Here is a 10,282-nt window from a genome sequence, read left to right as displayed (position 1 = left end):
CCCCCACGACGAGGATCACGTGACGACCATGGCGCCGGTCATGATCGCGACTGCCTCCTGCGGCGTGTGCGTCTTGGGCGTGATGACCGCCGCGCGCCGCCCGAGCCGCTGGATCTGGATGCGGTCGGCGACCTCGAACACCTGAGGCATGTCGTGGCTGATGAGGATCACCGGCATGCCCTGGTCACGCAGGTCGCGTACGAGCTGCAGGACCTGACCCGACTCGCGTACGCCCAGCGCCGCGGTCGGCTCGTCGAGGATCACGACCTTCGAGCCGAACGCCGCGGCCCGGGCCACGGCGACGGCCTGCCGCTGGCCACCGGAGAGGTTCTCGACCGCCTGCGTCATGGACTGCAGGGTCGAGATGCCGAGGTCCTCGACCTGCTGCTTGGCGCGGTCGCGCATGCCCTTCTTGTCGAGCATCCGGAAGACCGAGCCGCGTACGCCCGGCAGGCGCTGCTCTCGGCCGAGGAACAGGTTGCTCGCGATGTCGAGCGCGGGCGAGACGGCCAGGGTCTGGTAGACCGTCTCGATCCCCGACTTGCGGGCGTCGTCCGGGCTGTCGAACGAGACCGAGTTGCCCTCGACGAGGATCTCGCCGGCGTCGGGCGTGTAGGCCCCCGAGAGGCACTTGATCAGCGTCGACTTGCCGGCGCCGTTGTCGCCGATGACCGCCAGCACCTCGCCGGCGTGCAGCTCGAGGTCGACGCCGGCCAGGCCGACGACGTGCCCGAACGTCTTGACGAGGCCACGGGCCTGCAGGACTGGAGTGCTGGTTGCGGTGGAGGTGGTCATGCGCGTGCCTTCCTGATCCACTGGTCGACAGAGACCGCGATGATGACGAGCACACCGACGGCGAGGGTCTGGTAGAGAACGTCGAGTCCCGCGAGGCTCAGCCCGTTGCGGAACACGCCGACGATGAGGGCGCCGATCAGGCTGCCCCACAAGGCGCCACGGCCACCGAACAGGCTCGTGCCGCCGATCACGACTGCGGTGATCGAGTCGAGGTTGGCGTCGACTCCCGCGTTTGGGCTGGCTGCATTGACGCGGCCCATGAGGATCCAGCCGGCGGCGGCGAACAGGGCGCCGGCGGTGACGTAGACGCTGAGGATGACCCGCGTGACGTGGATGCCGCTCAGGCGTGCCGACTCCGCATCGTCGCCGACGGCGTAGACGTGGCGACCCCATGAGGTCTGGCTCAGCGCGAACGCGACGGCGACGTAGAGCAGGATCATCAGCACGACGCCGTACGTGATCTGGGCACCGGCGACGTCGAACGACTCACCGGTCCAGGTCAGGATCCCGGGCATGTCGACGCCACGAACGGTCGCACCGGACGAGTAGAGCAGCGCGATCGCCGTGAAGACGTTGAGCGTGCCCAGCGTGACGATGAACGGCGGCAGGTTGAGACGGGTGACCAGGACGCCGTTGATGACTCCGGTGGCGATGCCGATGACCAGCGCCGCGAGCAGGGCGAGTGGGCCGGGCCAGCCGTGGTCAGCTGCGACGCCGGCGGCGACCAGGGTCGACAGGATCATCGCTGCGCCGACCGACAGGTCGATGCCTGCGGTCAGGATGATCAGCGTCTGCCCGATCGCGAGCGCGCCGATGACGGCGACCTGCTGCACGACGAGCGACAGGTTCGCGGTGCTCAGGAACCGGTCGTTGAGCAAGCCGAACACGATCAACGAGATGATCAGGACGACGGCGGGGCTCAGCGCCGGATAGCGGTGGAGCAGCGTGCGTACCCGGTCGAGCGGACTCGGGGGCTTGGTCAGGCCGGCTTCGGTCAGCACCTCGAGCGGGTGGTCGACGAGCGCGGTGTCTTCGGGTTCGTTGGTCATGGCGGGTGGGGTCCTCTCGATCTGGGTCCGGGGATGGGATGGCGGGGTGCCCCGGAGGGCACCCCGCCAACAGCACTCAGCCCCAGCAGGTGGACTTGCCGGCAGCGGTGTCGACGCTCTCGACGCCGTCCTGCGGGTCGTCCGTCACAAGCTTGACGCCCGTGTCGAAGAAGTCCAGACCCTCGGTCGTCTTGGGCTTCTCGCCGTCCTTGGCCAGGTTCGCGATCGCCTCGACGCCCTTGGCGGCCATCTCCAGCGGGTACTGCTGCGATGTCGCGCCGATGATGCCGTCCTTGACGTAGCCGACGCCGGCGCAGCCGCCGTCGACCGAGACGATCGTGACGCCCTTCTCCTTGCCCGCACTCTTCAGCGCCTGGTACGCGCCGTAGGCCGCGGGCTCGTTGATCGTGTAGACCACGTTGATGTCGGGGTTCTTGGACAGGCAGGTCTCCATCGCGGTGGTGCCGCCGTCCTCGGCGCCGTTGGTCGCCTCGTTGCAGACGATCTCGTAGTCGCCGCCGCTGTAGCTGCCGGACTTGGCCTCGTCGCCGTTCTTCTTCACGTCCTTGGTGGGGATGCCCATGCCGGTGAGGAAGCCCTGGTCGCGGTTGTAGTCGACCGAGACGACCTTGTCGTTGAACAGGTCGAGCATCGCGATGACGGCCTTCTCGCCGTTCAGCTTCTTGGCGGTCCAGGAACCGATCGCCTCGCCGGCCTTGAAGTTGTCTGTCGCGAACGTGATGTCGACGGCGTCAGCCGGGTCCGGCGGGGTGTCGAGTGCGATGACGAACAGGCCGGCGTCGCGGGCCTTCTCGATCGCGTCGACGACGGCGGGACCGTTGGGCGTGATGAGGATGCCCTTCTGGCCCAGCGAGATCGCGTTCTCGATGGCCTGGATCTGGGTGTCCTCGTCGCCGTCGGTCTTGCCGGCAGCAAGCTTGAGGTCGACGCCGTGCTCCTTGGCGGCCTTCTTCGCGCCGTTCTGCATCGCGACGAAGAACGGGTTGCTGGTCGTCTTGACGATGAGCGAGACGCCGACGTCGGACGAGTCGCCCGATCCGGAGTCGTCGGACCCGCACGCCGAGAGCACCAGCGTGGATGCCAGCACGGCAACCGCGGCGGCTGCGAAACGGCGCCGGTGGGCAGATGGTGTTTTCACGATGATTCCTCTCACAACGCCAGACCGTCTGACATCGTTGTCACATAGTGTTCTACCTCACACAGAATGCCGCGTCAAGGGTTAGGCTGTGTCGCATGACACCGTTGTCACCCAAACCCGCTCCGCGCCAGCGGGCCACCATGAAGGACGTCGCGCGTGAAGCCGGGGTCGGCATCAAGACCGTCTCCCGCGTCGTCAACGGCGAGGGCTACGTCGGTGAGGCCACCGCCGCGCGCGTACGGGCAGCGGTCGAGCGGCTCGCCTATCGGCGTGATGTCAGCGCCGGGTCATTGCGCCGCGCCGACCGCCGCACCCTCAGCATCGGCCTGCTCCTCGGCGACGTCTCGAACCCGTTCGACGCCCAGGTCCACCGCGGGGTCGAGGACGCCGCGGGCGCTGCCGGGTTCGCGGTCCTCTCGGCGAGCCTCGACGAGGATCCCGAGCGCGAGCGTGAGCTCGTGCCGACCATGGGGTCGTACCAGGTCGACGGCCTCATCGTCATGCCCGCCGGCCCCGACCCGACGGCGCTGCAGCGGGAGATGGATGCCGGCATGCCGATCGTGCTGGTCGACCGTGGCGTGGAGGGCCTCGAGACCGACAGCGTCGTGGTCGACAACGAGAGTGGCGCGCGCCTCGCCACCGAGCACCTGATCTCGTACGGGCACCGGCACATCGCGTTCATGGGCGACCGGCAGTTCCTGCCCACGGCCCACATGCGCCTCGAGGGCTACAAGCAGGCGTGCTGGGCGGCCCGCGCGGCGACCCATGTCGTGCAGGACCTGTCCAACGAGTACCTCGCGGAGACCGCGACCCGCGCGATGCTCCAGTCGAGCCCTGCCCCGACCGCGATCTTCGCCGCCCAGAACCTCATCACGATCGGGGTCGTGCGAGCGCTGCGCAGCCTGGGCCTCGAGCACGAGATCGCGGTGGTCGGCTTCGACGACATCACGCTCGGCGACCTGGTGTCTCCCGCGATCAGCGTCATCGCGCAGGACCCGCACCTCATCGGCAAGGTCGCCGCGGAGCGCCTGCTGGCCCGGATCGGCGGCGACACCGGCCCCGTGCAGCAGATCGTCGTTCCCACGTCGTTCCTCGTACGCGGATCGGGCGAGATCCCACCGCCGGCCTGATCGCCGAAGTGCGGGACCGCCGGCTCGGGGCTACGGTCGAAGGACGCCCCCCGACGAAAGGTTGACCATGTACATCGGTGGATCCATATTTCTCCTCGCTCTCGGCGGGATCCTCGCCTTCGCGGTGCAGGACTCCATCGAAGGCGTGGAACTCACGACGGTCGGCTACATCCTGATGGCCGCAGGTGCGCTCGGCATCATCGTCAGCCTGATCATCAACGGCCAGCGCAACGAGCGTCGTCGCGACGATCTGCCGCCACCACGCTGAGTCCCCTGCAGTCAGGCCGCGACGGCTTCCGCATGAGCAGGCAGCAGTAGCGCGGAGTCGCCGAACTCGTGCCATTGGTAGCCACCCTCGACCGCGGCTTCGTACGCCGCCTGGGTCAGCTGGGGGCCCGCCACGGCCTCGACGAGCAGGAGGTGCGATGCCGCCGGGTCGTGCCAGCCGGTGATGAGCCCGTCGACCACGCGCGGCGGCGCCGCCCGGGTCACGACGCGCTCGGTCCAGCCCTGGCTCGCCTCGACCTGCGCGCGGCCCGGCGCCCCGCGTGCGGCCGACTCGAGCGCACGGGTGACGGTCGTGCCGACGGCGATGATGCGCCCTCCCCCGGCCCTCGTGGCATTCACGAGTCGCGCGGTCGCCTCGCTGACCTCGAACCACTCGGGCTGCGGCGCCTCACCAGCCTCCTGGGACGAGACGCCGGTGTGCAGCAGGACCGGCGCGACGGCGATGCCGCGCGACACCAGCCGGGTCACGACGTCGGGGGTGAACGGCCGGGCCGCGCTCGGCATCTCGGCGCTGCCCGGCGTCGTGCCGAAGATCGTCCGGTAGCTCTCGATCGGGTACTGCCGGTCGAGATATCCGTACGCGATGGGGCGCCCCACACGGGCGAGCAGCGCCGGCAGCTGGGACTCCCCGGCGTACCCGGCCCGCCAGAGCCGGTTGCCGGCACCGGTGGGCGAGGAGCGCTCGCGCGGATACGGCTCGAGCAGGGTCAGCACGGCATCCGCGCCGGCGCCCGTCAGTGTCAACGTCTGGCCGGGCGCGGCATCGAGCACGGCCCACGAGGCGTCGGGCGTCGTCCGGACCTCGACGACCCACGTGCCGTCCCGCAGGTCGGTCGCGATGTGGACGACGACATCGCCATTGGAGGCGCCGTGGCCCGCGAGCACGGCGTCCACCTCACCCGCGACGGTCTGCGACGCGTTGACGACCACCAGGTCGCCGGGCTCGAGATGATCCGGGAGGTCGCCGAACCGGGCGTGAGTCAGCCGGTCGCCATGGGCCACCAGCAGGCGTACGTCGTCGCGACGCAGACCGCGGGCCTCGGCCGGCGACGGCGCCGTGCGGTTGCCGGGCGGGTCGAACGTCGTCAGCGGCGCGATGTCGATCAGCGTCATGTCAGGCACCCGCATTCGCCGGGACGAGCTCGGACGCGCGATAGCGCCCGCTCGGCGGCCGGTCGTCCACCAGCGCGAGGAAGGCCGGCACGACGCTCTCCGGCAGCGGCCGGTCGGAGATGTCCTCGCCGGGGAAGGCGTCCTGGTGCATCTGCGTACGCATGTCGCCGGGGTCGACGGTCCACCAGCGCACGTCGGGATCCTCGGCGGCGAGCGTGAGCGTGAGGTGCTCGAGCGCGACCTTGCTGGCGGCATACGCGCCCCACGTCTCGTAGTGCTCGGCCGCCGCATCGGACGTGATGTTGATGACCGCGGCGCCGGCGTTGAGCGAGGGGCGAAGGGAACGGATCAGGGCGGTGGGCGCGACGACGTTGGTCTCCCAGACGTCGCGCAGCACCTGGTCGTCCAGGTCGAGGACCGGCCGGAGCGGGCTCACGCCGAGCGTGCTCGCGTTGTTGACCAACAGGTCGATGCCGTCCGAGCAGGCCTCGGCGAGCGCGGCTCGATGCCAGGCGTCGGTCACGTCCCCGGCCATCGCGGTGACACGGTCGCCCAGCGAGTGCGCCGCGGCTGAGAGGCGAGCCTCGTCCCGGCCGGTGATGACGACGTCCCAGTCGCGCGCCGCCAGGCCGGCGGCCAGCGCGCGGCCGAGGCCGGCTGAACCGCCGGTGATGAGTGCTCGAGGCATGAGGTGCTCCTTGGTGGTGTCCGATGAACAGGACACCAGCCAACAACCTCAACCAAGGTTGAGGTCAAGCCCTAGGTGATCTTGCCGGCAAGCACGCAGTAGGTGAAGAACACCACGCCGAGCAGCAGGCCGACGTGGCCCAGGATCGACAGGTACGGGCCCTCGGCCCAGTTGTCGTCCACCGGGGCCGCCGCGTGCTTGCCGGCGCCCGGAAGCCAGCGGGCCAGGATGAGGATCCCGACGACGACCTCGAACCACCACACGATCAGCGCGACGAGTCCCAGCACGTCGCTCGGCGAGGTGAGGTAGTAGATCCAGACCGCGAGCGCGGTGACGCCGAGCACGGTATGTGCGTTGAGGATGGATCCGGGGATCTGCGCATGGCCCGGTTGGCGGCCCGTGGCGGACAGCCGCATCCGGGTCAGGAGGACGACAACTGCGGCAAGAGCGGTCAACATCCAGAGCACGTCGTCGAGTTCCACCGTCGCATCGTGGCACAGGTCACGGTCCGCCGGATACTGCCGGTACGTGCCGAGGTGCTCAGGCGCCGGGCATGGGTCCGGCCTGGAGCGGTGTCGAGTGGCGTCGCCAGACCTGCCATCCGGAGCCGCCGTTCAGCCAGGTGTCGCTGATGATGAAGGTCCCGCTGCGGTCCTCGCCGAGCACTGTGGCGCGCATGCGAACCCGTCGCAGCACTGACGCGATGTCCTCGCTCGAGTCGCGCACGTCCTCCTCGACCTCCCAGTCATCGACGACGTAGCCGTCGAGGGTCTCGAGCCATCGCTGCCGCGGCATCACGGCAGGGGTCGGATGCACCAGGACCAGCGCGAACTGCGGGTGCAGGATGCGTTCGGCTGCCTCGTGGTCACGCTGCATGACGGCGCGGTCGAAGTCGGCGCAGGCAGAGTCGAGATCGGTGTCGGCCATGATCGATCATCGCACCATCGAGGCGTGAGGACCGCGGAACGGCAGAGGCTATTGCGGTTCGGAGACGTCGGCGACCTGGGCCTCGAGCACGCGGATCAGGTCAGCTGCCTCGAGCTTGAGGGCGACGCCGTGTGCCCCGCCGCCGACCGAGATCGTCCCGCTGACCCGCTCGTCGACGATGACCGGCCACCGGCGGAGCGAGCCGAACGGCGTGATCGTGCCGCGCTCGTACCCGGTCGCCTCGAGCGCGATCGCCGCATCCGGCATCGACAGCCGGGAGACGCCGAGGAGCCGGCGCAGCTTGGGCCAGGAGATCGTCCGGTCGCCCGGGACGAGCACGAACAGGAAGTCGTCGTCCGTCCGGCGTACGACCAGGCTCTTGACGAGCTGCCGCGGCTCGATGCCACGTGCGGCGGCGGCCTCGGCGAGCGAGCCGACCGGGCCGTGCCGCGTGACCTCGTACGCGATCCCGGTGGCCTCCACGGCCGCGACTGCGCGCTCCTCGCTCACGCCACGAGCGTACGCAACGCCCGGAACTCTCAACACAAGTTGAGCCGGCTCACAGCGTTCCCATACCCATCCGGACTTGAGTCGAGGACAGGACTCAATGAGGAGCACGACATGAACGATCAGCCAGAACCCAACCCAGAGCCGCAACCTCAGCCGCAGACGCACGCCCGTACGCACCGACGCCCGGGCCGGGCCGGCATCGCCGCCATGGCCGGCGCCGCGATCCTCGGCGCCTCGGGACTCGCGTACGCCGCGCAGACGGACGACTCCCCGACGACCACCGCCTCGACCCAGGCCCAGCTGCCGAGCGAGAACCGGACGAGCCGGGACCTCCCGGTGCTCCCGCTCGACCCCCAGGCCAGGTCGTTGGAGGACCGGGCCGGCACCAGGGACGCCACGGCTGCGGAGGAGGCGGGACTGGTCTACATCAACACGGCCGTCGGCTACGGGGCGGGCCAGGCCGCCGGCACCGGGATGATCCTGACATCGGACGGCGAGATCCTCACGAACCACCACGTCGTCAAGGGCGCCACCGCGATCACGGTCGAGGTCGTGTCGACCGGGAAGACGTACCGGGCGGCGGTCGTCGGCTACGACGCGACGCACGACGTCGCCGTGCTGCAGCTGCAGAACGCCTCCGGACTCACGACGATCAAGCCCGACACCTCCGGCGACGTGCAGGTCGGCGACAAGGTCACCGGCGTGGGCAACGCGAATGGCGACGGCGGCGCGGCGAGCGCGGCAGCCGGCACCGTGGCGGCGCTGAACCAGTCGATCACGGTCCAGTCCGAGGCCGGCGGCACGTCGGAGCGGCTCAGCGGGTTGATCCAGGTCTCCGCCGACATCATCGCCGGTGACTCCGGCGGCGCGCTGTACGACAGCGACGGCGAGGTCATCGGCATGAACACGGCCGCGTCGAGCGGCACGGCCGACGTCACGGGGTACGCCGTGCCGATCGCGCAGGCGCTGACGATCGCCGAGCAGATCGGCAACGGTGACGAGAGCGGCACGGTGCACATCGGGTCCACCGGATTCCTCGGCGTTCAGATGGCCCAGTCGGCGTACGGCCAGTCCGACGGCGCGCTCGTGGCCGGTACGGTCGACGGATCGGCGGCCGAGTCCGCGGGCATCACCCGGGGCAGCACGATCACGGAGTTCAACGGCTCACGGATCACCACGGCCGCCCAGCTGTCGAAGGCAGTCGCCGCTGTCGATGCCGGGAAGTCGGTGAGCGTGTCCTGGACCGACACGTCCGGCACGAGCCACACCGCGACGGTCACGCTGAAGGAAGGTCCGATCGGCTGACGAGGAGCCGTCGGCGAAGGGTCGGTAGCCTGAACGCGTGACCGAGACCCTCCGCGACGGCGACCTCGTGCTCCAGCCCACGTCGGGCTCCGAGGAGTTCACCGGCTTCGCGATCATGCTCGACGGTGAGCGAGTCGGCACCGTCGCACTGCGCGGCGAGGACGCGCGTACGGCGTCGATCCGCTGGAACGCCGGCACCGACAACATCCCCGTCGCCGTCCGGGCGCTCCGCCTCGCGCTGGCGTACGCGTTCGACGACCTCGGCATGACGCGGGTCGAGGCCCGGATCCCGCTCGAGCGGCTCGGCGATGTCCGCGCGGCGTCGATCGCCGGCATGCGGCGCGAAGGCGTCCTCCGGGGCGCCGGCAACGATCCGGACCGGGCCCTGCTCGCCCGGATCGTCGGCGACCCGGAGCCGCACAGCCGTGACGGGTTCATCGCGATCCTCAACGCCGGGCTGCCGACCAAGCGGGTCATCAGCCAGGGCCTGCTGCGCGACGAGCGTGGCCGGGTGCTGCTGTGCGAGCTGACCTACAAGCAGGAGTGGGACCTGCCCGGCGGGGTCGTCGAGGTGGGCGAGGCGCCGTCGATCGGGCTCGTCCGCGAGCTGGAGGAGGAGCTCGGCATCAAGGTCGAGGTGCGCGACCTCATCACGGTCAACTGGCTGCCGGCCTGGCGCGGCTGGGACGACGCCTGCATCTTCCTGTTCGACCTCGGGGTCGTCGACAGCTCGATCACCGACGACATGACCCTGCAGAGGACCGAGATCAAGTCCGTACGGTGGTGCGACGCGGAGACCGTACGCGCGAATGCCGCCGCCGCGGCAATCGAGCTGCTCGAGGCGGTCGAGGCCGGATCGCTGCCGACCTACCGCGAAGCCCCCAAGGCCGCCGAGTAGTCCCCCGCCCCCGCTGGGAGTGACACATTGCAGGTTCGCTTCGGCGTGTCGCCTGCACTTCGTCACGCTCAGCGGGGGTTTGGGGCATGACAAAGGCCCGGGAGCAAGCTCCCGGGCCTTCGCTACTGATCTAGATCAAATGATCTAAGAAATCAGAGGGGACGGATGTTCGTCGCCTGCAGGCCCTTCTGGCCCTGCTCGACGTCAAACTCGACCTTCTGGTTCTCGTCCAGCGAGCGGTAGCCGCTCGTGGCGATGGCGCTGAAGTGCGCGAAAACGTCTTCGCTGCCGTCGTCGGGGGCGATGAATCCAAAGCCCTTGTCAGCGTTGAACCACTTGACGGTTCCTGTAGCCATGTTTGTTTCTCCTCTTTGGCGAGTGCCGCTCACGCCTTTCGCGAGCGACTGTCGCGACACACAT

Annotated in this window: 13 protein-coding genes; 4 read left to right on the top strand and 9 right to left on the bottom strand. The window is 69.6% G+C overall.

The window, feature by feature from the left end; translation table 11 throughout:
- Positions 1-15: 15 nt before the first annotated feature.
- From V6M46_RS09640 to V6M46_RS09630, 3 genes are all read right to left on the bottom strand, one after another.
- On the bottom strand, positions 16-795 hold the full coding sequence (locus V6M46_RS09640; protein ID WP_332664233.1) for an ATP-binding cassette domain-containing protein: 780 nt from the start codon (positions 793-795) through the stop codon (positions 16-18).
- Positions 792-1,844: an ABC transporter permease gene (locus V6M46_RS09635; protein WP_332664231.1), complete on the bottom strand. Its 1,053-nt coding sequence runs from the start codon at positions 1,842-1,844 to the stop codon at positions 792-794. Before V6M46_RS09635 ends, V6M46_RS09640 begins: the two co-directional genes overlap by 4 nt.
- A 76-nt stretch (positions 1,845-1,920) precedes the next feature.
- The gene (locus tag V6M46_RS09630) at positions 1,921-3,003 is read right to left on the bottom strand and encodes a substrate-binding domain-containing protein (RefSeq protein WP_332664228.1); all 1,083 of its coding nucleotides are present in this window, start codon (positions 3,001-3,003) and stop codon (positions 1,921-1,923) included.
- A 95-nt stretch (positions 3,004-3,098) separates the two neighbouring features.
- Between V6M46_RS09630 and V6M46_RS09625 the strand changes: the two genes are divergently transcribed.
- On the top strand, positions 3,099-4,133 hold the full coding sequence (locus V6M46_RS09625) for a LacI family DNA-binding transcriptional regulator (protein ID WP_332664225.1): 1,035 nt from the start codon (positions 3,099-3,101) through the stop codon (positions 4,131-4,133).
- A 67-nt stretch (positions 4,134-4,200) separates the two neighbouring features.
- A complete protein-coding gene (locus V6M46_RS09620; RefSeq protein WP_332664223.1) occupies positions 4,201-4,401 on the top strand; it encodes a DUF6458 family protein in 201 nt (66 codons plus the stop codon).
- An 11-nt stretch (positions 4,402-4,412) separates the two neighbouring features.
- Here V6M46_RS09620 and V6M46_RS09615 read toward each other — a convergent pair whose 3' ends face one another.
- The 5 genes from V6M46_RS09615 to V6M46_RS09595 all read right to left on the bottom strand — a co-directional run bounded on the left by V6M46_RS09615 (position 4,413) and on the right by V6M46_RS09595 (position 7,659).
- On the bottom strand, positions 4,413-5,534 hold the full coding sequence (locus V6M46_RS09615; RefSeq protein WP_332664220.1) for an S-adenosylmethionine:tRNA ribosyltransferase-isomerase: 1,122 nt from the start codon (positions 5,532-5,534) through the stop codon (positions 4,413-4,415).
- 1 nt (position 5,535) lies between these two features.
- The gene (locus tag V6M46_RS09610; protein WP_332664218.1) at positions 5,536-6,222 is read right to left on the bottom strand and encodes an SDR family NAD(P)-dependent oxidoreductase; all 687 of its coding nucleotides are present in this window, start codon (positions 6,220-6,222) and stop codon (positions 5,536-5,538) included.
- Positions 6,223-6,293: 71 nt separating this feature from the next.
- Positions 6,294-6,704 (bottom strand): hypothetical protein, encoded by a 411-nt coding sequence (locus V6M46_RS09605; protein WP_332664216.1) that lies wholly within the window; start codon positions 6,702-6,704, stop codon positions 6,294-6,296.
- Positions 6,705-6,762: 58 nt separating this feature from the next.
- Entirely contained in the window at positions 6,763-7,149 is a 387-nt protein-coding gene (locus tag V6M46_RS09600; protein ID WP_332664215.1) for a nuclear transport factor 2 family protein, read from the bottom strand.
- A 48-nt stretch (positions 7,150-7,197) separates the two neighbouring features.
- Positions 7,198-7,659, bottom strand: a complete 462-nt coding sequence (locus V6M46_RS09595) for an aminoacyl-tRNA deacylase (RefSeq protein ID WP_332664213.1) — start codon at positions 7,657-7,659, stop codon at positions 7,198-7,200.
- 111 nt (positions 7,660-7,770) lie between these two features.
- Between V6M46_RS09595 and V6M46_RS09590 the strand changes: the two genes are divergently transcribed.
- Positions 7,771-8,964 (top strand): S1C family serine protease, encoded by a 1,194-nt coding sequence (locus V6M46_RS09590; RefSeq protein WP_332664211.1) that lies wholly within the window; start codon positions 7,771-7,773, stop codon positions 8,962-8,964.
- A gap of 37 nt (positions 8,965-9,001) precedes the next feature.
- Entirely contained in the window at positions 9,002-9,862 is an 861-nt protein-coding gene (locus V6M46_RS09585; protein WP_332664209.1) for an NUDIX hydrolase, read from the top strand.
- Positions 9,863-10,014: 152 nt separating this feature from the next.
- Here the strand turns inward: V6M46_RS09585 and V6M46_RS09580 are convergent, their stop codons facing one another.
- A complete protein-coding gene (locus V6M46_RS09580) occupies positions 10,015-10,218 on the bottom strand; it encodes a cold-shock protein (protein ID WP_056208020.1) in 204 nt (67 codons plus the stop codon).
- Positions 10,219-10,282: the final 64 nt, after the last annotated feature.

The organism is Aeromicrobium sp. (assembly GCF_036676885.1).
Classification (GTDB): Bacteria; Actinomycetota; Actinomycetes; order Propionibacteriales; family Nocardioidaceae; genus Aeromicrobium.
This window is presented reverse-complemented; position numbering and strand designations above follow the sequence as displayed.

Coding starts and splice junctions, on each gene's coding strand:
- V6M46_RS09640 (WP_332664233.1), bottom strand. CDS start 795: ATGACCACCTCCACCGCAACCAGCACTCCAGTCCTGCAGGCCCGTGGC.
- V6M46_RS09635 (WP_332664231.1), bottom strand. CDS start 1,844: ATGACCAACGAACCCGAAGACACCGCGCTCGTCGACCACCCGCTCGAG.
- V6M46_RS09625 (WP_332664225.1), top strand. CDS start 3,099: ATGACACCGTTGTCACCCAAACCCGCTCCGCGCCAGCGGGCCACCATG.
- V6M46_RS09620 (WP_332664223.1), top strand. CDS start 4,201: ATGTACATCGGTGGATCCATATTTCTCCTCGCTCTCGGCGGGATCCTC.
- V6M46_RS09615 (WP_332664220.1), bottom strand. CDS start 5,534: ATGACGCTGATCGACATCGCGCCGCTGACGACGTTCGACCCGCCCGGC.
- V6M46_RS09610 (WP_332664218.1), bottom strand. CDS start 6,222: ATGCCTCGAGCACTCATCACCGGCGGTTCAGCCGGCCTCGGCCGCGCG.
- V6M46_RS09600 (WP_332664215.1), bottom strand. CDS start 7,149: ATGGCCGACACCGATCTCGACTCTGCCTGCGCCGACTTCGACCGCGCC.
- V6M46_RS09590 (WP_332664211.1), top strand. CDS start 7,771: ATGAACGATCAGCCAGAACCCAACCCAGAGCCGCAACCTCAGCCGCAG.
- V6M46_RS09580 (WP_056208020.1), bottom strand. CDS start 10,218: ATGGCTACAGGAACCGTCAAGTGGTTCAACGCTGACAAGGGCTTTGGA.